The organism is Fibrobacter sp. UWT3, from assembly GCF_900230125.1.
In the GTDB taxonomy this organism is placed as follows: Bacteria; Fibrobacterota; Fibrobacteria; order Fibrobacterales; family Fibrobacteraceae; genus Fibrobacter.
In genome coordinates, this window is the sequence record NZ_OCSS01000003.1 from 761,242 (window position 1) to 785,465 (window position 24,224).

Annotated in this window: 23 protein-coding genes; 4 read left to right on the forward strand and 19 right to left on the reverse strand. The window is 53.9% G+C overall.

What is annotated here, in order from left to right; all coding sequences use genetic code 11:
- Nucleotides 1–6 precede the first annotated feature (6 nt).
- From CRO08_RS14795 to CRO08_RS14815, 5 genes are read right to left on the reverse strand one after another with little or no spacing between them, the layout of a single operon-like run.
- Entirely contained in the window at nt 7–696 is a 690-nt protein-coding gene (locus tag CRO08_RS14795; protein WP_097036816.1) for a hypothetical protein, read from the reverse strand.
- 16 nt (nt 697–712) lie between these two features.
- Nucleotides 713–1,858, reverse strand: coding sequence for an SPFH domain-containing protein (locus CRO08_RS14800; protein WP_097036817.1), 1,146 nt, complete (start codon nt 1,856–1,858; stop codon nt 713–715).
- Between the two features lie 29 nt (nt 1,859–1,887).
- Complete coding sequence (gene yidD / locus CRO08_RS17185; protein ID WP_217990598.1) at nt 1,888–2,409, reverse strand: membrane protein insertion efficiency factor YidD; 522 nt, start codon at nt 2,407–2,409, stop codon at nt 1,888–1,890.
- 57 nt (nt 2,410–2,466) lie between these two features.
- Nucleotides 2,467–3,252 (reverse strand): hypothetical protein, encoded by a 786-nt coding sequence (locus tag CRO08_RS14810; RefSeq protein WP_097036818.1) that lies wholly within the window; start codon nt 3,250–3,252, stop codon nt 2,467–2,469.
- A gap of 18 nt (nt 3,253–3,270) precedes the next feature.
- The gene (locus tag CRO08_RS14815) at nt 3,271–3,870 is read right to left on the reverse strand and encodes a tetratricopeptide repeat protein (RefSeq protein WP_141398409.1); all 600 of its coding nucleotides are present in this window, start codon (nt 3,868–3,870) and stop codon (nt 3,271–3,273) included.
- 192 nt (nt 3,871–4,062) lie between these two features.
- On the opposite strand from CRO08_RS14815, the gene ispD reads away from it, so the two are divergent.
- Nucleotides 4,063–4,782 carry a 2-C-methyl-D-erythritol 4-phosphate cytidylyltransferase gene (ispD, locus tag CRO08_RS14820; RefSeq protein WP_097036819.1) on the forward strand — a complete coding sequence of 240 codons (720 nt, stop codon included), beginning with the start codon at nt 4,063–4,065 and terminating at the stop codon, nt 4,780–4,782.
- 63 nt (nt 4,783–4,845) lie between these two features.
- Here ispD and CRO08_RS14825 read toward each other — a convergent pair whose 3' ends face one another.
- The 8 genes from CRO08_RS14825 to rbr form a co-directional block, all read right to left on the reverse strand.
- Nucleotides 4,846–6,333 (reverse strand): SO_0444 family Cu/Zn efflux transporter, encoded by a 1,488-nt coding sequence (locus tag CRO08_RS14825; RefSeq protein ID WP_097036820.1) that lies wholly within the window; start codon nt 6,331–6,333, stop codon nt 4,846–4,848.
- 2 nt (nt 6,334–6,335) lie between these two features.
- Nucleotides 6,336–6,497 (reverse strand): hypothetical protein, encoded by a 162-nt coding sequence (locus CRO08_RS17095; protein WP_176495170.1) that lies wholly within the window; start codon nt 6,495–6,497, stop codon nt 6,336–6,338.
- Nucleotides 6,498–6,553: 56 nt separating this feature from the next.
- A complete protein-coding gene (locus CRO08_RS14830) occupies nt 6,554–7,402 on the reverse strand; it encodes an IS3 family transposase (protein WP_176495117.1) in 849 nt (282 codons plus the stop codon).
- 17 nt (nt 7,403–7,419) lie between these two features.
- Complete coding sequence (locus CRO08_RS14835; RefSeq protein WP_073321178.1) at nt 7,420–7,749, reverse strand: transposase; 330 nt, start codon at nt 7,747–7,749, stop codon at nt 7,420–7,422.
- Between the two features lie 340 nt (nt 7,750–8,089).
- Nucleotides 8,090–8,935, reverse strand: a complete 846-nt coding sequence (nudC, locus tag CRO08_RS14840; RefSeq protein ID WP_097036821.1) for an NAD(+) diphosphatase — start codon at nt 8,933–8,935, stop codon at nt 8,090–8,092.
- A 3-nt stretch (nt 8,936–8,938) separates the two neighbouring features.
- Complete coding sequence (gene speA, locus CRO08_RS14845) at nt 8,939–10,837, reverse strand: biosynthetic arginine decarboxylase (protein WP_097036822.1); 1,899 nt, start codon at nt 10,835–10,837, stop codon at nt 8,939–8,941.
- A gap of 14 nt (nt 10,838–10,851) precedes the next feature.
- Nucleotides 10,852–12,126, reverse strand: coding sequence for a saccharopine dehydrogenase family protein (locus tag CRO08_RS14850; RefSeq protein WP_073188957.1), 1,275 nt, complete (start codon nt 12,124–12,126; stop codon nt 10,852–10,854).
- A gap of 220 nt (nt 12,127–12,346) precedes the next feature.
- The gene (gene rbr / locus CRO08_RS14855; protein WP_097036823.1) at nt 12,347–12,886 is read right to left on the reverse strand and encodes a rubrerythrin; all 540 of its coding nucleotides are present in this window, start codon (nt 12,884–12,886) and stop codon (nt 12,347–12,349) included.
- Nucleotides 12,887–13,099: 213 nt separating this feature from the next.
- Here rbr and CRO08_RS14860 point away from each other — a divergent pair, with 213 nt between their 5' ends.
- Both CRO08_RS14860 and CRO08_RS14865 read left to right on the forward strand, forming a co-directional pair.
- Nucleotides 13,100–13,933, forward strand: a complete 834-nt coding sequence (locus tag CRO08_RS14860) for a TIGR02147 family protein (RefSeq protein ID WP_097036824.1) — start codon at nt 13,100–13,102, stop codon at nt 13,931–13,933.
- Complete coding sequence (locus CRO08_RS14865) at nt 13,926–15,272, forward strand: hypothetical protein (RefSeq protein ID WP_097036825.1); 1,347 nt, start codon at nt 13,926–13,928, stop codon at nt 15,270–15,272. Before CRO08_RS14860 ends, CRO08_RS14865 begins: the two co-directional genes overlap by 8 nt.
- Before the next feature lie 93 nt (nt 15,273–15,365).
- On the opposite strand, the gene CRO08_RS14870 is transcribed toward CRO08_RS14865, so the two are convergent.
- A complete protein-coding gene (locus CRO08_RS14870) occupies nt 15,366–16,571 on the reverse strand; it encodes an aspartate aminotransferase family protein (protein ID WP_097036826.1) in 1,206 nt (401 codons plus the stop codon).
- Entirely contained in the window at nt 16,552–17,343 is a 792-nt protein-coding gene (gene argB / locus CRO08_RS14875) for an acetylglutamate kinase (RefSeq protein WP_073115270.1), read from the reverse strand. Before argB ends, CRO08_RS14870 begins: the two co-directional genes overlap by 20 nt.
- 135 nt (nt 17,344–17,478) lie before the next feature.
- On the opposite strand from argB, the gene CRO08_RS14880 reads away from it, so the two are divergent.
- Nucleotides 17,479–17,676 (forward strand): ferredoxin, encoded by a 198-nt coding sequence (locus CRO08_RS14880; protein ID WP_097036827.1) that lies wholly within the window; start codon nt 17,479–17,481, stop codon nt 17,674–17,676.
- 118 nt (nt 17,677–17,794) lie between these two features.
- Here CRO08_RS14880 and CRO08_RS14885 read toward each other — a convergent pair whose 3' ends face one another.
- From CRO08_RS14885 to CRO08_RS14900, 4 genes are all read right to left on the reverse strand, one after another.
- A complete protein-coding gene (locus CRO08_RS14885) occupies nt 17,795–19,237 on the reverse strand; it encodes a LamG domain-containing protein (RefSeq protein ID WP_097036828.1) in 1,443 nt (480 codons plus the stop codon).
- Entirely contained in the window at nt 19,234–20,082 is an 849-nt protein-coding gene (locus CRO08_RS14890) for a TIGR02147 family protein (protein ID WP_097036976.1), read from the reverse strand. Before CRO08_RS14890 ends, CRO08_RS14885 begins: the two co-directional genes overlap by 4 nt.
- A gap of 155 nt (nt 20,083–20,237) precedes the next feature.
- On the reverse strand, nt 20,238–20,987 hold the full coding sequence (locus CRO08_RS14895) for a hypothetical protein (RefSeq protein WP_141398410.1): 750 nt from the start codon (nt 20,985–20,987) through the stop codon (nt 20,238–20,240).
- Between the two features lie 613 nt (nt 20,988–21,600).
- A complete protein-coding gene (locus CRO08_RS14900) occupies nt 21,601–24,006 on the reverse strand; it encodes a Tex family protein (protein ID WP_097036830.1) in 2,406 nt (801 codons plus the stop codon).
- Between the last annotated feature and the right edge of the window lie 218 nt (nt 24,007–24,224).

Below are 24,224 nucleotides of genomic sequence, written 5' to 3' on the forward strand. Positions count from 1 at the left end.
CCGTCCCTAATGCTGTGCTTTCAAGACAAAGTTTCGCTTATTCAGGAGCTTGACAACCTTTTCCAATAGCTCTAGGGTTGCAGCATCGTCCTTTGCTTCCACCTTCCCTTCAATTTCACTGAGCAGGCCCACGATTTCATCTTCCTGAACCTTCACGCTTTCAGAAGTCTTGATGGGGCTTGTATGCGCAATGGTATACACATCGTTGATCTTGTCCTTCAGCTTCTGGTCAGTAGCAATGGACTCGATATACTTCAGTGTTGAAGAGATTGTCTTTATGAAGCTGTTCTGGGCATCGTGCACGGCCTGCTTCTTAGCGATCGTATCGTTCATAAGCAAGTTCGATGCAAGAATGACAACGCAGGCAACCGTCACAATCACCTGAAGCGGCAAGACGACTATATTGCCAAATTCCTTGTCGATGAGCATCTCGTACGCCAGAACCGCCAGCATAAGGACAAACTCAACCGCATAGTAGGCATATGCTATTGAAAGAGACGTGAGCTTGGACTCGTACGCCGTCTTCCCTTTCGCTTCAACCACCGGAACGACCAGGGTCGCTATGCAGGCGATGTGCAGAAAGGCGTAGCAGGTCCACACGGGTGCCGAATGGTCACTCCCCGTCGCAAAGAAGAAGATGATATTGAAAGCGACCAGAAACGCCAGGCTTACAATAAGTGAAAGTGTCTTCGTCATAACAGAGTTCCTTCTATTACATCGAGCTTAGAATTTCAGCCTTCTTGGCATCGTATTCGGCCTGTTCGATCAACCCGGCATCAAGCATCTTCTTTAGCTTAGCGAGCGTTTCCATAGGATCCGGAGCGGCTGCAGCCGATGCGGGAGCAGGCGCCTGCATACCAGGCTGCATGCCCGGTTGCATTCCAGGCTGCATGCCCGGCGCAATATTCGGGTTGAACATCTGGGCGGCCATATTGCCAAAAGCGCCAGCAGCAGCGACGCCCATGCCAAGGCCCGCACCCATCTGCCCGGCAACGTTTCCGGGGTTGGACGCCATCGCCTTAAGCACTTCTGCCGACTGCTGCTGGGCCCAGTTAATGCCCAGCGTATCTAGGGCTACCTTCTGGGCCTGTGCGCCCCTGATGGTCTCGATCTGCTTCATGCCAATCTGGTCATACTTTTCACGCAGGCCGTTCTCGTCGTCGATGTCGATTGCCGCAATCGCAAAAGCAGCGCACTTCAGGCCGTAAGCCTGCAGAAGCTCATGGACCTTGGGCTGGATAAGCTCGGAGAACTCGTCAAGACGAGCGTCAATCCCAAGAACTTCCGTCTCGCTTGCGCTCAGTTCCTTAGCCACAGCAGACTTGATCTTGCTCTGGAACTGCGTGATGAAGAACTTGTTCATGTCCTCCTGTGTGGCACACTGGATGTTGTTACCGACGATAGTCTCCAGGAACTTTGCCGAATTGTCGACCTGGATCTTGTAGGAGCCGCGGGCACGGAGCTTCGTTGCAATCTGGAGGACCTTATCGCGTACCTGGATGGGCGAATCCGTACCCCACTTGATTTCAACGCTGCTGGCCTTGCGGACAAAATAGACCACGCAGTTGAAGGTGCTGATACCACCGGAAAGGGCGTTCCTCAGGCGGCTCAGGAAAGGATAGTTGTTGGTCGAAAGCTTATAGGTTCCATTTTCAAAGACCTGTTCGATTACGCCCTGGTTCACGAAGATGGCTTCTTCACCAGGCATCACGATAAGGGTCGAATTTGTGTTAAAGTCTTCTTCCGGCTGGCGCCAAAGTAGCAGGTTGCCATCGCCGGTATTCTTGATGACATCAACCCAATGTTTCTTTCCGCCTGCGTAGGCAGCTTCATTCGGATTTCTAGAAAACAGTCCCATGTTTCTTCCTTTTTTTGTTGTTCAAACGATTACGGATAATCAATCCTATACTTGTTGCCATGACATCTTCGACATCTGTCAATGATTTTTGGCACACCCCGCATTACGCCATACTTGTTCAATGCCAGAACGGCATATTCGGAGCAGGTGGGCTTGAAGAGACACGACCGGCGTTTTTCCTCTGGCGAAAAGCGCTGATAGACGTGCACAAGCCCTATCAAAAAAGTTTTCAAAAAGAACGACAGCATTATCAGGAACGAGAACAATGCCAGAGCAAGAAAAAACCTTTCGGGGTTTGCTGACATTTCCTGCTGTGCAACAGTAAGCACACGTTCCAGGTAATGGTCAAACAGGTAAAATAAAACGCTCGTCAACCCAACAACGGAACTTAGGAAGATCAAGCACCACTTCAGCATGGTAAAAATAGTGACATGCGGGCGCACCAGGACCTTGTTCAGCACGTAGTCTTCTGCTTCGATCTCTTCTTCCGTCTTCCTTGGCGGTTCTTCACCATCCTCCAGAACAGGATGTATGGCCTTATTCTCAAACATGCAAAAAATAGAGAGCCCAACCCCAGCGCATGGGGTTGAGCTCACCCAATCTATTCCTTAGTTGTTCTTCTTGTCGCGAATCATGCCCTTCATGGCCTTGACGCCATTAACCTGTTCTTCCGACGTAACCGTGTAGGCACAGGACATCGTGTCACCAGGGACAACGACTTCAAAGAAGCAGCTCTTCTTCGTCCAGCGGCCTTCCCTGTCGATCGTTTCGTCAAGGGATTCGGTCACCTTCACAGACGTAATGTCCTTGTACTGGTATTCAAATGTCGTTTCTTTCTTGCTGTTGCCATCCAGATAGAACACGCACTGGTATGCCAGCAGGGAGGTCTTGCTGAAGAACACCCAGGTTTCCTTCCAGCCCGTAGAACGGACGAAGAAGTCGTCGCCCAGCTTGAACTTGGCATCGTCAAAGATGTAGCCCGCGAAATGAATCGGGTCGGCTTCTGCGACTTCCGTCTCGTCCACCTGAAGAGCTTCCAAGGCCTTTGCCCTGAAGTCTTCCTTTTCAACGATTCTCTGCACGAGGGCATCGTAATCGGCATCAGACAGGAAATGCTTGGACTTCTTGCTAAAGCAGCCCTTCTTGTCGTCATCGAAGTACGGACGGGTTTCCACAGTGGGCATCTTGCTCTTGAAGCAGCCCTTTCCTTCCTCCTTTTCTTCCTTCTTCCCAAAGCAGCCCTTGGGCTCAGCCAGGTTTTCGTCGCTGAAGTAGAAGGCGGCCATTCTCTGGTCATCCGTTCTGAAGACGTTCTTGCGGTACTCCATGTTGAAGAGTTCACCCGCAAGTCCTTCTTCCGAGCCACCTTTTCCGAGAAGATTTAGCAATCCCATAATATGCTCCTTTGTAGTTTAGGAAAGTTTTAAAACAGAAGGGATTTCCTGCTTTAATATTGTGAAGAGCTGTTCGACATCGGCGGGCGAAAGACCGTCCGCATTTGCCTGCGCAAGGCATTCATCCCATTTCGGAGATGTATTCAGGAACTTGCGCTTAAAGAAGTCGTGCTTGATATAGGCCTGGAAGTACCGGAAAATACCCCTTTCTTCAATCATCAGAGCCGCATTGATATACGTCTCGATCCTATCGATATCCTTACGGGGAGTCACAAAGGGCTTATTTCCCGCAAGGATGCATGCCGCGGCATAGAGATACGTTTCAGGGTTGTTCAGGTCGCGCTCGATGGCCTTATCAAACTTTTCCAGGGCCTTGTCGTAGAAGCCCATCTTCAGGTAGCAGAAGCCAAGCGAGTTGTTCAGCTCGGCGCTATCAGGATCTTCGGTCAGGTTGCTCTCGTAGGACTTTGAATACTTGCTAACGTTCGCAGCCGTCATTTTGAATATGTCGGACATGGTGGTAACGATAATCGGGCCATGGCACCATTCACATTCCTTCTGGTTTATCTGCACTCTTGCGCCGCAGCCAGGACACGTTTCAATATGTACTTGAGACATTCATCTTCCTTTTTTGCTTATGTTTACATGAGCAATCTATATAAAAAAAAAAGTAAAAAGCATGCCGCATAATGTAAATATTTACAAACATTTGTAACTCATTGACAGTCAAGGGATTCGCCGATTCTAAATCGTATGCGAAATAAAATTTCGCCCCTTTCACCCTTCCAATACTTTTATATCTTTACCGACATGCAGAACTTGAAAGGCAGATTCGCGGCAGTCCTCCCCGCAGGGGGCCTTGGCAAACGCATGGGTGGCAACATTCCCAAGCAGCTGATGCTCCTGGGCGGCAAGCCCGTCTACCGCTATAGCCTCGAGACTTTCCTCGAGATGGAAGAAATCGCAGAAGTCGTGATGGCCGTACCCGCCGACTGGAAGGATCATTTCGAAAAGGAAATCTTCGACAGCGAACACTCCGGCAAGCTCGGCGAACTTATTGCCTGCAAAATGAAGATTGTCGTGGGCGGTGCGGAACGCTGGCAGTCCGTCGAAAACGGCGTGAACGCACTTACGAGCAACGCGGAATTCGTTCTGGTCCATGACGTGGCACGCCCCTTCGTGAGCAGGGAAATCGTCCGCGACGTGTGCGAAACGCTTCTAACCAAGGGCAGCTGCCTTGTGGCAAAGCCCGCCGTCGATACCATCAAGATTGCGAAGGACGGGCGCGTCGAATCCACCATCGACCGCAATACCGTCTGGATGGCACAGACCCCGCAGGCCGCCTCCATCGCGCTACTGAAAAGGCTCTACGCGCGCATCGCCGCAGAGCCCCTGAACTTCACGCCCACCGACGAGGCGAGCATCCTCGAATACTTCGGCGAGAGCGTCTACATCGTGAAGGGCAACGCCGCGAACGACAAGCTCACCACTCCCGAAGACTTCGAGATTTTCGCCAGCCGCGCGAAATAGTATAAACGTCACTCCGCGCGAAATAGGTTCTCGTCATGCCCGGCTTGGCCGGGCATCTTCTCTTTAAACCTTCCCGCCGAACTCGAAGCCGGCTTCTTCCACCGCCTTCCTGAGCGCACCTTCATCGATATCGTGTACGTCGTGCCATTCCACGCGAAGTTCCTTCTTCGAGACATCGGCCTCGGCAAATTCCACGCCGTCCAGCACGCGAACCGCCTTCTCGACACACGCCTTGCAGTGGCTGCAGCTCATGCCGTTCACGCGGTAAGTCACGAGAACGCATTCATCGCATTCCTCTTCGTGCTCGTGGCAGCAGTTTCCTTCGTGGTCATGGCCGCACCCGCAATGTCCACCATGTTCGTGCCCACAGCCGCAGCCCTTGTGCCCGAACTTCGCGTAGATCATGAATGCTGCGAGCAGGCCCGCACATACATAGTCAAACACGCCTAGCGCCCCGTGACCATGACATTCCGCGCCACCCTGCGGGAGCATCGCCGCAAGGAAGGTGTCCATGAAGAACGTATCGACAATCAGCCCGAAGCCAATCGCGCCGACCGCAATCGAGACGAGGTATGCCACGAGAGTCCGCTTGCCAAACGCTTTCCCCACCACAAGCATGCTCGCGATACTCGTCGCAGGCCCCGCCATGAGCAGCACGAGGGCCGCCCCCGGAGTAATTCCCTTCGCCACGAGCGCAAGCGCAAGCGGAATGGAACCCGTCGCACACGTGTACATCGGCATCGCGAGCATGAGCACGGCAAGCATACAGAGCAGCGGATATTCACGCAGGGCAAGGAAGAGCTCGTTCGGGACAAACGCCGAAATCAAGGCGCCCAGCAAGAGGCCAATGAGCAGCCACTTGCTCACGTCGCCCACCATGTTCACGAGCCCGTAGCGGAAAGTCTCCACAACCTTCTGGCCAAAAGACATGTGGTGCACATCGCGCGATTCGCAACCGCAGCCATGTTCGCCGCACCCGCAATGATCGTGATGGTCATGTTCGACGCATTCGGTCCCTGAGCCCGTCGAAGGGTCGCAGTGGCCGCAACCGCAGTGATGATCGGTATCGCAGTCGTCAAAGTCGATAGTTTCAGGGTGAGCCTCGCCATGCACCGCAGCATCTTCCCCACGAGACACGATGTTCGTGAGCACGCCACCGAAAAGCGCCGTCGTAAACGCCGCAATCGGGCGCAAAATCGCAAACGGAAGCCCGAGCAGCGAATACGTCGCGAGGATAGAATCCACACCCGTCGCAGGCGTCGAGATGAGGAAACTCACGCTCGCCCCCTTGCTCGCCCCCTCCTTCCGGAGAGCAATCGACGTGGGAATCACGCCGCAGCTGCAAATCGGGAGCGGCACACCGAACAGGGCCGCCCACAGCACCGACTTGAAATTCGACTTGGAAATCTTGGGAACGTACAGGTGGTTAGGCACCCACACGTGCAAAATGCCCGCAAGCAAGAAACCGAGCAGCAGGAACGGCGCCATCTCGGAAAACAGCGTGATAAACTCATGTACAAAGACCTTAATGATATCGACGAAGGAATCCATGTCTACTTTCCTTTCTTGTGGAGAATGTGCGTGAGGCCCGTATTGAAAATGAGCCCGATATGCTCGTCATCGAGCGAATAGAACATCTTGCGGCCATCGCGGCGCGGCTTCACGAGTGGATTTGTAGGTTTTTTAATAGTGGGTTCATGAACAACCATATTCATTACCGGTTAAGTTAAAATATATCCTTTTTTCTTGTTAAGTGGTATACCCTTGTGGTCTAGGCAGCCTGTTTTGACAGCCTATATTCCACCGGTGTCATGTAACCGAGCGAACTATGGAGCCGTTTCCGGTTGTAGAACAGCTCGATGTACCTGAAAACGGCCTCCCGCACGTCTTCGATGTCCTTGAAGTCACGCCTGTAGGCCATCTCCTTCTTGAAGCTAGCGAAGAAGCTTTCCATGCAGGCGTTGTCGTAGGGGCAGCCCGGTGCGCTCATCGAGGGCGTTATCCCGTTCTCCGAGAGCATCGTGCGGTAACCCATGCTACTGTACTGCACGCCGCGGTCGGAATGGAAGATTAGTCCGTCGTGATGGCCGCGTTGCATGATGGCATTGGACAACGCGCGCTTGACAAGTTCCGTGTCGATGTTCTTGCTTACGGCGTAGCCCACCGCCTCCTTGTTACACAGGTCCAACACCACGGCAAGGTACACCCAGCCAAGCGTAGTCTTGACGTAGGTGATGTCGCCGGCCCAGACGGCGTTCAGGCTGTCGGGATCGAACTTACGCTGCACCAGGTTCTCGCTGTACATGGAGTCACATTTGCCCTTGCGGTAGGGTTTCCATTTCTTGAGCGTGACCGGATAGAGCCCGTTCTCGCGCATGATGCGGCGCAGTTTCCACACCTTTACCTCGACACCCTTGTCTTGGAGTGCCGCCAGCATCTTCGGGCAACCGTACACGCGGTGGTTTTCTTCGAAGGTGTCGCGGACCTTCTGGACAAGCCGTTCTTCGCGGGCCTTCTTCTCGGCACGTTTTTCCTGCTGGCGCGACCACTGGTAGTAGGAACACTGCGGTATTCCTAGGGCTCTGCACATCTTCCTGACTGAGTATTTCTTGCGGTTCACGTGTATCGCCTCGCATTTCAGTCGTGTGGTCGCATAAAGATGTGCAGGGATTTTTTTAGGATCTCTACCGTCTCCTTCTCGTCCGCAAGCTCCTTTTCACGCTTCTTCAGGAGTTTTTCCAGTTCCCTGTTCTTGGCGGCGAGTTCCTCGACGGACACCTTGCGGATTCGCCGTTCCTCGCGGTAGCTCGGCAGGTTGTGTTCCTTGCGGTACTCGTTTACCCACCGACCGACTGTATTGGGCCCGATTCCGAGTTCCTTGGCTATTTGGTTTGCTGACTTTTCGCCTTTCAGGACCAGTTTGATGACTTGTTCCCTTGTCTCGGAGTTGTAGTTGACTTTTGCCATTGTTTTACCTTTTTGGGGTTGCGCAATGAATATAGTAGCTTATGCTACCCTCTTATTAAACTCCTGCATGGTCCAAAAAATGCGAACGCAAATAATCGCGGCGCAATAAGGGGAAAACGAAATGTTGTCGGAAAAAACGAGAAAGTCTACTTACTGCACAAATGAACACCTTCCATATCGCACAGGAGGAACGGACACGCGACTTCTTGCAAGCAACTTGTTTCATATCATTAAATTTACACTCAAATAGATATAATGTCAATAGGGCAACGGCTTATTTGGCGAAACAAGCCTCTTTATTTCGCGTATTTCCCCATTATTCCATATTGGAATATTCAAGTTATTCCAGCGTAAATCCGCGCCTGAAGTTCTCGATGAGGCAGCAGCTGATGCTCACGTCAGTCTCGTACTCGGGAATGTCTTCGCGCTTAACCCACATGGCTTCGGAGAGTTCTTCTTTTTGCATGTGGATGGTGTCGTCGCCGTCGAGTTCGGCGGTGAAGCCCGCGATGAGCGAGTCGCTGAAGGGCCACGGCTGGCTTCCGAAATAGCGGATATTTTTCACGCGGAGGCCCGCCTCTTCCAAAACTTCGCGGTGCACGGCCTGCTCGAGGCTCTCGCCCACTTCCACGAAACCCGAGATGAGGAAAAGTCGCGGGTTCGGGTTATCGATGTTGTGGGCCATCAGGAGCTTGTCGCCATTGCGGACAGCCACAATCACGACCGGCGAGATGCGCGGGTACACGGTGTTCCTGCATTTAGGACAAACTACTGCGCGTTCCTTTTCGCTACGGGTCATTTCACTTCCGCAGCGGCCGCAGAACCTGTTGAGCGATTCCCAGTGAGCTATGTGCGCGGCGGTAGCGCCGCCCATGCGCAAAAGCGGATCGCCCATATAGCGGTACGTGCGTGCCGGGCAAAGGACATAATCGTCCGACGCGGATTCCACCAGTTCCTTCGAAATGCTTAAATCCGCCAGGAAATACGCCGCATCGTCAATGCTGAAAAGGTAATGGCACGGGATATTTCCCTGATTGAAATCTTCTATCTTGGGAATTTCAAAAGAAACGCCGTTCTTTTTGAGAAGGCTTTTGTCCCCGAAAAAAACGACAAGAAAATCCGACGGCTTCGGGCTTTGAACCCGGAACTCGTTATGCAATTTATGTGGCGCGATTTCGTGAATCACGGTCTATTCCAGATACGTGTACCCGTAAAGGCCGCCGCGGTAGATGTTCAGGAATTCCTTGCCTTCTTGCAGGCTAATCTTCCCTTCCTTCACGGAGCGCGACACCCAGTTTTCCATGGTGCGCACAAGGGCCTTGTCGCTGAAGTTCACGTAGTCGAGCACGTCTTCCACAGATTCGCCGTCAATCACCTTGTCGATTTCGTAGCCGCCCTTGTCGTTGCACACGATATGGACTGCGTTCGTATCGCCAAAGAGATTGTGCAAGTCGCCGAGGATTTCCTGGTAGGCGCCCACGAGGTAGACCGCGATGTAGTACGGTTCGCCGTTCTTGAGTTCATGCAGCGGGAGCGTGCGGCTCACGTCGCCACCACGGACGAACATATCGATTTTTCCGTCGGAGTCGCAAGTGACATCCTGGATAGTCGTCTCGACCGTAGGTTCCTCGTTCAGGCGCTGGATAGGCATGAGCGGGAAAACCTGGTCCACGCCCCAGCTGTCGGGCAGGCTCTGGAACAAACTGAAGTTGCAGAAATACTTCTGTGCGAGCAAGCGCGGGAGTTCGCTGAGTTCGTAAGGCGGATGGCGCAAATCCTTCGCGAGCTGGTCCACCTTGCGCACGATGCTCCAGAACAGGCGTTCGCACATGGCGCGCGTCGGCAGGTCGTAATCGCCCACCTTGAAACCGTTCAGAACGTCATCGTTCAGCTGGATAGCATCGTGCCAGCTTTCGAGCAGGTTCTTCGGGGTAAGTCCCTTGTAGATGCCGTACAAATCCTTCAATGCATCGGGAGCGTCGTCGTCAATCTCGTGCGTATTCTCGTCGAAGAACGCCTGGCCGGCGGTTTCGAGCACGTTGAACACCAAAATGGAATGATGCGCCGCAAGAGCACGGCCCGATTCCGCAATGATGTTCGGGTGCGGCACGCCCCCGTTTTCACAGGCTTCGTACATGGCATACACCACGTCGTTCGCGTATTCCTGGATGGAGTAGTTCACCGAGCTCGCATTGGAACTGCGGGTGCCGTCATAATCCACACCGAGGCCGCCGCCCACGTCCACGAATTCAAGGCTCATGCCCATCTTGCGAATCTGCACATAGAACTGCGAGACTTCGCGCAGGCCCGATTTAATGTGGCGGATGTTCGTAATCTGGCTACCCAGGTGGAAGTGGATGAGCTTCATGCAGTCTTCCATCTTCTCCTGCTTGATGTAGTCCAGCGCTTCGAGCAGTTCGGAACTGTTGAGGCCGAACTTGCTGTGATATCCGCCAGATTCTTCCCACTTGCCGCTGCCGGAACTTGCCAGCTTGATACGGATGCCGATGTTCGGGCGCACGCCGATACGGCGGGAAAGTTCCACCACCAGGTGGAGCTCGTTCATCTTCTCGACGACGATGAAAATCTTCTTGCCCATCTTCTGCGCGAGGAGGGCAAGTTCAATGAAGTCCTCGTCCTTGTAGCCGTTGCAGATAATCAGCGAATCCGGGTTGTCCATGTTCGCGAGCACCGCATGCAGTTCCGGCTTGGAACCGGCCTCGAGACCGATGTTGTATTTTTTGCCGTGGCTGACGATTTCTTCGAGCACGGCGCGTTGCTGGTTCACCTTAATCGGGAATATGCTGTAGTAGCTCCCGTTGAAACCATATTCCGTGCGGGACTTGTTGAAGCACTCGTTTATCTTCTCGATGCGGCTGTCCAGGATATCCGGGAAGCGAAGCAGCATCGGGGTGGAGACGTCGCGGAGCGAAAGTTCCTGCACAAGTTCGTACAGGTCGATGTCCGGGCCGCCTTCCTTGAGCGGATGAACAGTCGCGTGGCCCTTCTCGTTGATATCGAAGAAGTTCACGCCCCAACCCTTGACATTATACAAGTCGCGGGAATCGTCAATGCGCCATTTTTTCATTGCTCTGAGTCTCTCTAGTCAACGAGAACAGGGTTGAAGTTTTCCTTCCACGGGAGGCCGTACTTGGTGAGGGCTTCCATGAACGGATCCGGGTCGAATTCTTCCACGGTATGCACGCCCGGCTTGTTCCACTTGCCGGTGAGCACCATCATGGCGCCGCACATGGCCGGTACGCCCGTAGTATAGGCGATAGCCTGGCTGCCGAGTTCCTTGTAGCATTCCTGGTGGTCGCACACGTTGTAGAGGTAGTAGGTCTTCGGCTTGCCGTCCTTGGTACCCTTGAAAATGCAACCGATGTTGGTCTTACCGACGGTGCGGGGGCCGAGGCTTGCCGGGTCCGGAAGGAGAGCCTTGAGGAACTGGATAGGCACGATTTCCTGGCCCTGGAACTTGATCGGTTGCGTGCTGAGCATGCCCACGTCTTCGAGGCAGCGCATGTGGTCGAGGTAGCTCTGGCCGAATGTCATGAAGAAACGGATGCGCTTCACGCCCGGGATGTTCTGGGCGAGCGATTCGATTTCTTCGTGGTGCAAGAGGTACATGTCCTTCTTGCCCACTTCGTCAAACACGTATTCGCGTTTGATGCTCATGGCCGGGATTTCGACCCAATGGCCCTTGCCGTTAGCGTCGGTGTCCCAGTAGCTGCCCGGAGCGGAAACTTCGCGGAGGTTGATTTCGGGGTTGAAGTTCGTCGCAAACTTGTAGCCGTGATCGCCGCCGTTGCAGTCGAGGATGTCGATTTCTTCGATGGTGTCGAACTGGTGTTTCAAAGCGTAGGCGCAGTAGGCCTGAGAAACACCCGGGTCAAAGCCCGAGCCGAGCAACGCCGTGAGGCCGGCCTTTTCAAACTTTTCCTTGTAAGCCCACTGCCAGCTGTAGTCGAAGTAGGCGCTGAAGCCCTGTTCCTTGCAGCGCTTGTCGTAGACCTTGCGCCATTCCGGATCGTCGATGTTTTCGGGCTCGTAGTTCGCCGTGTCCATGTAGTTCACGCCGCATTCGAGGCAAGCGTCCATGATGGCGAGGTCCTGGTACGGGAGCGCGATGTTCATCACCAGGTCGGGCTTGTATTCCTTGATGAGCTTAGAGACATTTTCGGCCTTGTCCGCATCCACGGCGGCAGTCGTGATGACCGTCTTCGTGTTCGGGCGCAGTTCCTGGGCGAGCTTCTCGCAGTTTTCGCGGTGGCGGCTAGCGATGCAGATTTCGCTGAACACTTCGCTTGCCGTGCAGCACTTCTTGATAGCAACCGTGGCGACAGCGCCACAACCGATAATCAATGCTCTTGCCATTTTTTGTTTTTACCTCATTATGGAATTGTTAGCCCCATAAATTTAGAAAAAAAGAAACCCCCGGCCGAAACCGGGGATGGAAACATTCAAAACGAATGGTCATTCGTGACGAACGAGCGGTCTTTCGTGAGCCGGAGCCACTGATATTAATCAGTGGCGGAGGCGAGAGCGAGTGAGAAACCGGAGGGGCCTCACCCGAGACGACGAACGAGCGGTCTTATTAGTAATTTTCAGCGGTCACTTCGAAGAAGGACTGCGGGTGGGCGCACACCGGGCATGCGGCCGGGGCCTTGGTGCCCACGACGATGTGGCCGCAGTTGCGGCATTCCCACACCTTGACTTCGCTCTTTTCGAACACGGCGGCGGTTTCCACGTTCTTGAGGAGGGCACGGTAGCGTTCTTCGTGGCGCTTTTCGATGGCGGCGACCATGCGGAACTTGTTGGCGAGAGCCTTGAAGCCTTCGGCCTCGGCGGTCTTCGCGAAGTCTTCGTACATGTCGGTCCATTCGTAGTTTTCGCCATCGGCGGCGGCCTTCAGGTTTGCTGCGGTATCGCCGAGACCATCGAGTTCCTTGAACCACATCTTGGCGTGTTCCTTCTCGTTTTCGGCAGTCTTCAAGAAGATTTCTGCAATCTGTTCGAAGCCTTCTTTCTTGGCGCAGCTAGCGAAGTAGGTGTACTTGTTGCGGGCCTGGGATTCGCCTGCGAATGCGGCCTGGAGGTTCTTTTCGGTCTGGGTTCCGGCGTACTTGTTTGCCATATTGTATCCTTTTGTGAATTGTGTCTCTTTGTCTTGCTAATGTAGATTATTTTGAACCCAAAAAGCAACACTTTGCTCCAAATAATACGAATTGTATAATTCAGAAATAAAAATTGAAAAATTCTATAAAATTTTGCCATTTTTACAGAAATTTCTTCATTTTTGTATAATTCAAATATTGACTTCCGGGATTAAGAAACCTATTTTAAAAGCATGAAACCGATTCTCGAATACAAAGATTACCGCGCCTACATGCAGGACTATTACGATTACCGTAAAAGTCACGGAGCATTCTCGTGGCGCGAATTCTGCAAGCTCGCCGGGTTCACATCGCCGAACTTCCTGAAACTCGTCTGCACGGGGCAAAGCAGCCTGAGCAAAATCAAGATCGCCCCGGTCGCAAAGGCCATGGGGCTTGCCGGGTTCGAGGCGGAATACTTCGGGCTGATGGTCACCTACGGGAACGCGACAAAGGACAGCGACAAGAAGGCGGCCCTGCTCGAGATGGAGCGCATCGCCCGCGAGCACAGGGTACGCGTCGTAGATGCGGACGCCTTCCAGTATTACGAATCCTGGAAGTACCCGGTAATTCGCGAACTTGCGCCGATGATGCCGGGAGCACAGCCGCGCAAAATTGCGGACGAATGCAAGGAATATGTTTCGGCAGAAGAAGTCCGCGACATCCTCGCCTTCTTGGTGAAGGCCGGATTCCTGAAGAAGGACGGAGAAAAAATCTACTCGCAAACGGAACAGACCGTCATCGGGTCGAAGGAGGCCCTCCCCATCGCCATACGCGCGATGCACAAGGAGATGGGCAACATGGCCGTACGTGCAGTGGACCGCTACAGCGCAAGCGAACGGTTCATTACCGGGGCAACCCTCGGCGTATGCGAGGAGGCCTACAGCCGCATTGTTGAAGAAGTGAGCAACTGCTGCAAGAAGGTCGTCGACATCGCAAACGAGTACAAAGACCTGAACCAGGTCTACCGAATCAATTTTCAATTTTTCCCTTGCACGGGCAAGGTGAAGGAGGAGCACCATGCTTAACAAGAAACTTATCACAGCTGGGAGCATCGCGCTAGTCGCGCTTGCAGCCTGTTCCTCGGACGAGCCGTCGACCGCCGGGGCAACCGTCGACCCGAACACCATTGCGGACAACGACTCCATCGTCTTTGAAGGCGGCATGCCCGTCATTCCCGAACTCACAGATCTTTGTTTCGCAAAGCAAGGCAGCAGCAATACCACCCCTCTCTGCGGTGCAGACGAGGATTTCACCTTCTACTCAAAAATCACCGCATTCGAGACAGAACCGGCCTCCCTAAGCAGTGACGTGGATAGCCTTGACATCAAAGTCTACGACAAGGAACATGGAGCGGCAGCGACTTGCACCGCAGGCGACCAGTCCTTCAACGCGAAATTCAAGATGGCCTCAAGTTACGGCTACATCCTAAAGACATTGACAATGCACAATGTCGGGGCAGCCTGCGACAGCATCCTCCAAGAGTTCCAGGGAGCATGCAACACCAACCCGAAAATCATCGTACAAGGCGGTTACAGGGGGTTCTGCACATCGAAGGGGGATTTGTACGCCTTCTGCGCCGATTTCAGCCACGTCACCATGGAATGTTCCGAGGCCGAAGCTGACGGGACAAAGAAATGCCATGTAAAACGGGATTCCTCGACTGCTCTCGACACGAACCGCTTTATCCAGGACTTCGTAAAGAAATCCGAAAGCGTCTGCACCGACATTACCGCCGGCAAACTAGACGTTTCGGACTTTGACCCCATCGAAGATTACTGGACTCCGGGGCATAACCCCATCGACCACATCGACGCAAGCGAAAAGGGCGAGCCTATCGATACGGCCTCGTTTACCCTAGAAAAACATGCGGAGCAGTTCGCGGACATTTCCGCTGAACTTTCGTTCGATAGTTCCATAGTCGCCTACCGCATCTTGCCTACAAGCGATGTTGTTATTGACACGACTACAACCAGCGGGCTCACCATCAAGGAAGCCTCGCCCGCCGAAATCGCCAAGTACTTCCCGATGACATCGGCCATCACCGGCAACAGGTTCAATCCTGAGCACTGCGACATTTACACCATCGCGATGTCAGGGTATCTATCGATAGCAAGCTTCTTGACGAATATCGAATACGGCCAGGCCAAATTTGCGTTTATCTTTGCCAACGGGAAATGCAAAACGGGCGATGATGTCGCACAGGTTTTCCTTGTAAAGGACTGCACCGGGGAACTAGATTTGGAGCCACAGTTTGATGCCGACTTTATCGAAACTTCTCCATGGACATGCGAGGAGAACGGACTACCGCCAGGCAGAGAAAATGACCTCTACAGCGAATGGTACCGCGCAGATTTGCGCCAGTAAGAATTCCTCTTTAAAAACGAAAACCGCAACGAAATTCGTTGCGGCTTTTTTCAAAAATGGGAGATTCCCGCCTACGCGGGAATGACATTTAAGCTACTTCGCGGCAGCTTTGGCGAAAGCCTTGCCGAGCTTTGCAAGAGCTTCGTCGCACTCCGCGGCGCTCACATTCAGCGGCGGGAGGAGTCTCAGCACGTTGCCCTTGGCGCTCAAGACCATCAGCTTTTCGTTGCGAGCGGCAGCAATGATGTTACCCACCGGCATAGATTCATCAAGAACCACACCGAGAATCAGACCTTCGCCGCGGACTTCCTTGGCGAATGCATACTTCTCGACGAGAGCCTTGAGGCCAGCCTTAATCTGGGCAGAGCGTTCGGCGACATTCTTCAACAAGCCCGGAATCTGCTTCACGACAGCGAGACCTGCAGCGCAAGCAATCGGGTTGCCGCCGAAAGTAGTACCGTGGTCACCGGCCTTGAGCTGGTCGGCAATGTGCTGACGCAGGAGAACCGCGCCGAGCGGGAGACCGCCACCGATACCCTTGGCAAGCGTTACGAGATCCGGATTCAGGCCATACTTTTCGAAACCGAGGAAGGTTCCGAGCCTGCCCACACCCGCCTGCACTTCGTCGACGATGACGAGGCAACCGAATTCCTTCTGCAGGCTATTGATCGTTGCAACCATCTCGGCAGAAAGCGTCATCACGCCGCCTTCGGCAGCGAGCGATTCAAGCATGATGGCGCAAGTGTCCTTGTTGACTTCGGCCTTCAAGGCAGCACAGTCGTTCCAAGTCACGTGCACAAAATCACCCGGCATGGAGCCGAAGCCTTCCCTGATAGCCGGCTGGCCCGTCGCAGAAAGAGCTGCGAAGGTACGGCCGTGGAAGCTGTTCACGAAGGTAATGATTTTCTGCCGGTTCTTTTCGCCCTTCCGGTCGAAGTACTTACGTGCGAACTTGATAGCGCCTTCGTTGGCTTCGGTACCGGAGTTGCAGAAGAATGCCTTGTCGAACTTAGTGATTTCAAGGAGTGCCTTGCCGAGATTAATCTGCGGGTAGTTCGGGTAGAGGTTGCTGATGTGGTTGAAGTGGTTCATCTGCTCCACCACCGCATCCTTGATGGCCTGGTTCTGGTGACCGAGCGCATTCACGGCGATACCCGCCACGAAATCCAGGTACTGAGTGCCCTGGTCGTCATAGAGGTAAGAGCCCTCGCCCTTCACGAAGTTGATGTCTGCCTTGCCGTAGAGCGGCGCGATAATTTGTTTGTCCTGTTCGAGCAGGTTAGCGCAAGATTGTGCCATAGTTTAAATCTCCATTAATTTGTTTACCAAAGTGTTCCGCGTCCTTCCAACCCACGATGTGGATACTCTTGAGTCCTCGTCGAATCGACTTGAAACTCTCGCGGACTTTGGGAATCATACCGCCGGAGATGACGCCAGCTTCAATCAGCTTTTCGGCGTCCGCTTCGCTCAGTTCGGGAATTACATTCTTGTTTTCGTCCATCACGCCCGGCACGTCGCTCACCAGCACGAACTGGTCGGCCTCGAGCGCCACAGCCAGTTCGCTTGCAGCCGTGTCGGCATTCACGTTCCAGCTCACGCCGTTACCGTTAGCGTCAGGACCAATAGAAATCGGGCTCACCACGGGAACAAACCCCGCACCCCAGAGCGCGGTCACAATGCCCGGGTTCACCTTCTTGATTTCACCCACCAAGCCAAGGTCCACCTTGCCCTGCTTCTTTTCGACCTGGAACAGGTTCGCGTCTACGCCCGAAATACCGACGGCGCCACAGCCGTTGTTCAGGAGCATGCGCACGAGCTTCTTGTTCACGTGGCCAGAGAGGGTCATCTCCACCATCTTCATGATGCCGGGAGTCGTGACTCGCAGCCCATCGATGAATGTCGGTTGTTCCTTGAGCAAGGCAATGTTTTCGTTGATGTCCTTGCCACCGCCGTGAACCACGGCCACCTGACAGCCACTACCGGGGAGGGTAGAGACTGCCGACACAAAATCAGCCAGCTTGGCTTCGTCGATAGCCAGGCTGCCACCAATTTTTACAACCACTTTTTTCATCGCTCGGTTTGTTCCTCTCGAGTTTTGCCTTGCAAGGCAGTGAAATTACGCGCAAAAATAAAAAAAAGAGGCCGCAGCGGCAATGTTTTTATTATATTATACCCATAATTCAACCAAAGACACAAGAGGTATATTATGGCAATCACGAAAGTTTGGCTCGACGAAACCAACGACGAGTGCGTTTCCTGCGGCGCTTGCGAAGCTACTTGCGACGCAGTGTTCGAAGTTCCCGAGAAGATGAAGGTCAAGGAAGGCGTTGACTATTCTGCTTACGAAAGCGAAATCAAGGACGCTGCTGACTCCTGCCCGGCAGGCGTGATCAAGTACGAGTAATACCGAGATATTGACGCCGTAGTGAAACGAGGCGTCCGTAATCTTCACTCTTACTGAAAACTTTTAAAGCCCCGTCTTCATGACGGGGTTCTTTTTTTGCAACTCTCCAAGAAAACGGTTATTCCGGTTTCAACGCCTCGTACTTCGCCCTTATCCACTCGGGGCTACGGGCTCGGGTTTCGATGCTGACCTGGTCAATCGCCCCGTTCCAAGTCTCGGTCTCGACTTCGTTGCCACCCACGCGGAAGGGAACGCTGCGGGTCAGTTCGTTCGGCACGAACTCGCCCGCAAATTCGGCACCTTCGCTACCCGCAATCGCTACGGGCTTGCCGTTCACGTACATGCTTACCTTGTGGTCCCTGGACACGAGCGTGAGCATCGCCCACTCGCCCACAGGCACGCTTGCAGAATCCCCGAAGAGCACCGCCTCAGGCCTGCCCGGCACGCTCTTCATCACGGCAAACGACCCGCTATTTACCTCGTAGTGCCACTGGAACCTTGACGTAGAATCGCTCCAGTAAGCGCGCTGGCAGAACAGCACCTGATGTTCACCGTTGGGGCCGTTCCATTTGGTCCAGAGCGAAAGCGTAAAGTCGCCACCGGTCGGGTTGAGCGTATCGAGGTCGATATACTGACCCGGTTTGAGCAGTACGGCCTTGCCATTCACGCCATCCACGTAATCCACGCTGTCCGCCAGCTTTCCATTATGGCCGAACACCTGCTCGTCACCAGTCATATTGATATTTACCGCACTGCGGCTGGTATCGAACCTAACAACATAATCGGTATGGTAAGAGTTAAACCCGTACGCATCTGCAAGCAGGGACAGGTCAGGGTTCCAGAGGAATCCGTCATAGTTTTCAAGCTGCGGGAGGACAACGGTATCGCCCGCATCTTGTATGGTAAACGGAATGTAACCCAGTACGGAATCGCTTTCTGAATAAATTAATTCTTCCTGCATTCCCGGCGGGATAGAATCAAAACTGAACGAACCGTCTTCCTGTATGTCGGCGCTAAGATGCGTCCCGCCGATGTGAACCTTGCCCGAAGCCACGCCGGACATGCTCCCGCGCAGGGCCTTGCGCGAACCGATACGAACCTCGGTCGCCTTTCCACTCGGCGGAAGCGAGATACCCGAAAGGGAACCCGACCGTGCATACAGATAAACACCCGCGAACGCGTTTATCACGCCCCTTGCGGAATCTGCATACTGGATGGCAGTTGTCTGCCCGTTTTGCAGATAACCGTGCATGTCAGCGCTTGCCACCTTGATCTCGAACTGCGCATTCGAATCGGCAACGGTTTCCACCGAATCCTCAATCGCATAACCGTTATCCCAGTACAGCGTGAGCCGTGCGGCAGGCATCTTGTTGCCCTGCATGTCGACAACGGTCCCCGCAATCTTTGTCGTATCCGGTTCACGCGCAATAGAATTCCCGATATCGGTCACGCCACCCGCAACGTCGTCCCCGTTCGAGCAGGCAAAAAACGCAAGGGAAGCGGCAAGGGCGAGCGCCCATACTTGGCAAGGCTTTTTAAGACAAACAATCAAGCGATTCATCCTTCGGCCTCCTTCCCCACCTTCTTGCTCATCGGGAACGCCACGAGCATCATCTCGTAAACGCGTTCCACGTTCGTGTCGTTGGACGCACGGGCAATAATCTTCTTGCGGGCTTCTTCGAGGACTTCCACAGCATAATTATAGGAACTTTCGCTCATGGCAAGCGTCGTGAATGCGGCAAAACGCTCATCCTTCGGCATCGACTCCACCGCGCCTATCGCATGCTGGATATACTCGCGACGAATCTGCCGGAGGGCAATCGGCGGGATTTCTGCAGCATCGAGCATCTGCGAGGTCTGCACGTAACGGCCGTCGTCGAGCTTGCGCAAGAGCCCCCATTCCAGCAGGTTCTTCACCGCATCGCGCGCCTCCTCCGTGGTTATCTGCGGGGTAAGCGAGCGGGCCAACACGCGGTAGTCGCCGTGCCACTGCGAATCCGCCGCAAGTTCACGAATTACCGGGTAGTACCACTTGCTGAAGTAGGCCTGCTCGCGCGTGGTGATGTGCGTGAATTCTATCTGCTTGCGGATTTGCAGAATCTGCTTCCAGGCCTGGTCGCGCTCGTCCACCTGCTGCGCCTGGTTGTACTGCACAAGCGCCTCGAAGTATTCCTTTTGCAGGGGTTCGAAATCCATCGCCTTCGAAATCTTCTCGATAGATTTCGGCGTGAGGTTGAACCGCCCGCGAATCACGTTCAGGCAGTACGAGGAACTGCTGAACCCCGCCTTCGCCGCAAAGAAACGGTGCGAAAACACGGAGCGCATTTTCTTCTGCTCTTCGAAATAGTCCTGCATGAACTTGCGGAAGTCATCGTAATCAAAAAGATGTTCCAGCGCGATACTCATGCCCATAAACTACATTATTTTTACACAAAAATGCAGTTTTTGATTAAAAAAGCGTGTAAAATGCGTTTAAACTGCAAATTTTTGCTACACAGTGTCAAAAAAAAAACTAAGATCCCCGACCAGGTCGGGGATGACAACGGAATGACTAGGAGAAATTACGCGACCTGGCGGAGGGTGAAGACGACGGAAGCGGGCCGTCCCTCTTCGTCCCTCTCGACAAGGATAAACGAAAGCTGGACCCTGCCATGCAACTTCCCCTGACACTCCGCAAAAATCAGGCTCTGCTGATCCAAGCGAGCCGGCAGCGTTTTCAAGTCCAGGAATTCGAGCATCTGCAGCTTGTCCTCGGTCTCGACAAGCGCAAAGACAGCGCGCTCGATGTTTGTCGCCAGGTTGTCCTCGTCACGAACGACATCCGAGACAAAGGGGTCGCGCTGCACCACCTCGTACGTATCATTCTTCAAGTCGACAACATACACGCATTGGTAAAGCGAGGTAATCGCGCGCGTGACTCGGTCCTTGTGCTCCTCGTCGCGGTACTTCTGGTCAAGCACGATATTGCTGGTATAGATGCTCCTGAAGTGATTAGATATGCGGTTGCACAGATAATAGCCCGCCATTCCAATCGCGATGGATTCAATCGTATAGCCGCCCATCACCGCAATGAACCAATCCAGCGGCTCATGGAAATCACTACGGACCAGGGAGCGGAAATCACTCACCAGCACGTTAGACACAAGAATCATCGCATAGTTCAAGGCAACGCTGATAAGGTAAATTTTCTTTTCGCAATAGAACAGGCTCACCATGGGCACAAGCGCGTAGGTAATATAGACACCCACCTTCGCCGTACACATGAACGTGAGGACCCCCATAAAGCCAACCAGCCCCAAAAAACGGTCCACAGGCTAAGCGGGAAATAGCGGTTCAGGATTTTTTGACCAAACGAAAGAATAATGAGGGCCAAGCTCATCAGTACACACGACGAATACGAGACCTCACAGTAACCCAGGAAACGGTCAAGCGCGATGGCCGGGCCCGCAAAGGCGCAGAAGAACAGAATCTTGGCCATAGACTCGTTCATCGAACGTCTATTCTTTAGAACAAAATCTCTATACCTGTTGATTCCGCTATCTTGCACTGGCATAAATCTCCGCTTTCAATACAAGATAAAATAATCAAAATAAAGTTCAATAGAGCGCAATGCAAATAATTTGTAAGAAAAAAGTTTACTTTGCAACGAGAAAATAATTTTTTGATATGAAAAAGCCCCGCACAAGGCGGGGCTGAATTTGAATGGGAGATCCCCGCCTGCGCGGGGATGACAGAACCAAACTATCTACCCTGGCGCTGCTACCTGCCTTGGCGCAGCTTCGCAGCGCAAGGCAAGGCGCCTCGGTCATAGGAACAAGTTTCTTTGATGCTTTCAGCATCTGTTTGCTACGGTTCAGAAATGCCGAAAAACAAGTTTTTCTCCATTTCGTTCACCTCGCAAACACTTGTTCCTGCGACTCTCGGCTATCGGCCTTTCTTCATCTGCTTCAGGAGGGCGCTCATTTTCGGGGGCTGGGCAACCACGTTCTTCTTGGGAGCAAAACCCGGGCGATCCTTGCCCGCAATCTTGTTCTTGAGGTCCGCGATGGTCGCATGGCCCTGGATGCCGCCCTGCGGGCGGGCATTGCCGCGAGCATTGTCGCGGCCGCGGCCACCGAAGTTTCCGCGAGGACCGCCGACACGCTGGCCGCGAGGGCCACTCACACCCGCACCTGCCACACCGTCGGTAGATTCCTGCTTCATCGAGAGGCTGATGCGCTTCTGGTTCGCATCAACCGCAACCACGCGCACCTTCACGACATCGCCCACGGTCAGGACTTCCTTCGCGTCGGTCACGTACTTGTCGCTGATTTCAGAAATGTGAACGAGGCCATCCTGGTGAACGCCAATGTCCACGAACGCGCCGAAGTTCGCCACGTTCGTGACCACGCCTTCCATCCAGCTGCCCGTAACGAGGTCGTTGATGGTCTTGATGCGGTCATCGAATTTCGCATAACGGAATTCCTTACGCGGGTCGCGGCTCGGCTTCTGCAATTCCTTCACGATATCGTCGAGGGTAGCCTTACCCACCTCGTCGGAGAGGAACTCATCGACCTTGATACCCTTCACCGCTTCGGCATTGCCCACGATATCCTTCACGGGGACGCCGACCTTCTCGGCCATCTGTTCCACGAGGGCGTAGTTTTCGGGGTGAACCGCGGAATCGTCCAGCGGATTTTCGGCACCCGGAATGCGCATGAAGCCCGCCGCCTGCTCGAAGGCCTTCGGACCGAAGCCCTTCACCTTCTTCAGGTCTTCACGGCTGGCAAACGCGCCGTTCTCTTCGCGGTACTTCACGATGGCTTCCGAAAGCGTATTGCTGAGGCCCGCCACATGGGCAAGGAGCGGAGCGGATGCGCTGTTCACGTCCACACCCACCATGTTCACGCAGCTTTCCACCACTTCGTCGAGGCGCTTCTTGAGTTCGCGCTGGTTCACGTCGTGCTGGTACTGGCCCACGCCGATAGACTGCGGGTCCACCTTCACGAGTTCGGCAAGCGGGTCCTGCAGGCGGCGGCCAATCGAAATCGCGCCGCGGGTCGTCACGTCTTCCTTCGGGAATTCCTGGATGGCAATCATGCTTGCGCTGTAAACGGAAGCACCGGCTTCGCTCACGATAACGCGCGGCGGAACCTTGCCCTTGAACTTGAGGGCCATCTCGCCACAGAAGGCGTCGGTCTCGCGGCTCGCGGTACCGTTACCGATGGCGATGAGGTCAATCTTGTACTTGTCGATGAGCTGCATCAGGTACACAGCGGCACCGGCCTTGTCGTTCCACGGTTCATGCGGCTTGATAATGCCATGATCCATGAACTTGCCGTTTTCGTCGAGCACAGCCACCTTGCAGCCCGTACGGAAACCCGGGTCGAGAGCGAGCACGGCCTTGTGACCGGCAGGGGCGGCAAGCAGAACGTCTTGCAGGTTCTTGCTGAACACCTTGAAGGCTTCCTCTTCGGCGGCGTCCTTGAGCATCAGGCGCACTTCGCTTTCCATGCTCGGCTGCAGCAGGCGTTCCCAGGCGTCCTGGCACATGGCCTCCAGGTACGGAGTCCAGGTCGTTTCGCCCTTGATAATCTGGGTCTTGAGGTAGCCGACCATTTCTTCGTTCGGCACTTCGATGGTGAGGCGCAGCACCTTCTCCTTTTCGCCACGGCGGAGCGCAAGCATGCGGTGGCTCGGAATCTTGCTGACCGGCTCGCTGAAGTCGTAATAGTCCTTGAACTTTGTTTCCTGCTTCTCGAAATCCTTCTTGACCTTGGAAACCATCACGCCGGTCTTTTCCATCTTGGCACGGAGGTACTGGCGGAATTCGGTATTGTCGGCAACCTCTTCGGCGAGAATGTCGGCGGCACCCTTGAGGGCGGCCTTCGGGTCGGCGAGGCCCTTCTCTTCGGAGAGGTAGATGCGGGCGATTTCTTCGGCGGTGTTGCCGGTATTTTCCTGTGCCCACATCAGGCGAGCCAGCGGTTCAAGACCGAGTTCCTTCGCGATGGTCGCGCGGGTGCGCTTCTTGGGCTTGTACGGGGCGTAAATATCTTCGAGGAGAGTCTTGTCCTTGCAGGCCTCGATCTGGGCCTTGAGTTCGGGAGTGAGCTTGCCCTGTTCCTCGATGCTCTTGAGCACCGTTTCCTTGCGGTCGGCAAGTTCCTGCAGATAGTCGCGACGGTGGCTGATGTCGCGCAGTTCAATTTCGTTCAGCGTACCCGTCTGGTCCTTGCGGTAGCGGGCGATAAAGGGGACCGTGCCCCCCTGGTCCATGAGTTCAAGCGCCTTAGCGACGCGCCATACTTCGAGCTTCAGTTCTTCGGCAATAATTGCGGAAAAATCCATGTTTATTCCTATATGTAGATTCCGTTTCCGGTTTTTAGGGTCATAAATGCCCTGGGTTACAAAGCCGTACGGCCTACGCCGCACGCACTCCCATACGGGAGTAAGCGGAATATAGCAAATGAAAATGTCAGTTTTATGACAGAAAAGGCCTTTTTACAAGAAGCATTTTTTTCCACGCACCGTCAAAATGACCCTATTTCGTTGAATATCAACATTTT

Coding starts and splice junctions, on each gene's coding strand:
- CRO08_RS14815 (WP_141398409.1), bottom strand. CDS start 3,870: ATGTCTCAAGTACATATTGAAACGTGTCCTGGCTGCGGCGCAAGAGTG.
- CRO08_RS14865 (WP_097036825.1), top strand. CDS start 13,926: ATGCTTAACAAGAAACTTATCACAGCTGGGAGCATCGCGCTAGTCGCG.
- CRO08_RS14900 (WP_097036830.1), bottom strand. CDS start 24,006: ATGGATTTTTCCGCAATTATTGCCGAAGAACTGAAGCTCGAAGTATGG.
- rbr (WP_097036823.1), bottom strand. CDS start 12,886: ATGGCAAACAAGTACGCCGGAACCCAGACCGAAAAGAACCTCCAGGCC.
- ispD (WP_097036819.1), top strand. CDS start 4,063: ATGCAGAACTTGAAAGGCAGATTCGCGGCAGTCCTCCCCGCAGGGGGC.
- CRO08_RS14880 (WP_097036827.1), top strand. CDS start 17,479: ATGGCAATCACGAAAGTTTGGCTCGACGAAACCAACGACGAGTGCGTT.
- CRO08_RS14885 (WP_097036828.1), bottom strand. CDS start 19,237: ATGAATCGCTTGATTGTTTGTCTTAAAAAGCCTTGCCAAGTATGGGCG.
- CRO08_RS14825 (WP_097036820.1), bottom strand. CDS start 6,333: ATGGATTCCTTCGTCGATATCATTAAGGTCTTTGTACATGAGTTTATC.
- CRO08_RS14795 (WP_097036816.1), bottom strand. CDS start 696: ATGACGAAGACACTTTCACTTATTGTAAGCCTGGCGTTTCTGGTCGCT.
- CRO08_RS14860 (WP_097036824.1), top strand. CDS start 13,100: ATGAAACCGATTCTCGAATACAAAGATTACCGCGCCTACATGCAGGAC.
- CRO08_RS14810 (WP_097036818.1), bottom strand. CDS start 3,252: ATGGGATTGCTAAATCTTCTCGGAAAAGGTGGCTCGGAAGAAGGACTT.
- CRO08_RS17095 (WP_176495170.1), bottom strand. CDS start 6,497: ATGAATATGGTTGTTCATGAACCCACTATTAAAAAACCTACAAATCCA.
- argB (WP_073115270.1), bottom strand. CDS start 17,343: ATGAAAAAAGTGGTTGTAAAAATTGGTGGCAGCCTGGCTATCGACGAA.
- CRO08_RS14835 (WP_073321178.1), bottom strand. CDS start 7,749: ATGGCAAAAGTCAACTACAACTCCGAGACAAGGGAACAAGTCATCAAA.
- CRO08_RS14870 (WP_097036826.1), bottom strand. CDS start 16,571: ATGGCACAATCTTGCGCTAACCTGCTCGAACAGGACAAACAAATTATC.
- CRO08_RS14890 (WP_097036976.1), bottom strand. CDS start 20,082: ATGAGTATCGCGCTGGAACATCTTTTTGATTACGATGACTTCCGCAAG.
- CRO08_RS14850 (WP_073188957.1), bottom strand. CDS start 12,126: ATGGCAAGAGCATTGATTATCGGTTGTGGCGCTGTCGCCACGGTTGCT.
- CRO08_RS14800 (WP_097036817.1), bottom strand. CDS start 1,858: ATGGGACTGTTTTCTAGAAATCCGAATGAAGCTGCCTACGCAGGCGGA.
- yidD (WP_217990598.1), bottom strand. CDS start 2,409: ATGTTTGAGAATAAGGCCATACATCCTGTTCTGGAGGATGGTGAAGAA.
- speA (WP_097036822.1), bottom strand. CDS start 10,837: ATGAAAAAATGGCGCATTGACGATTCCCGCGACTTGTATAATGTCAAG.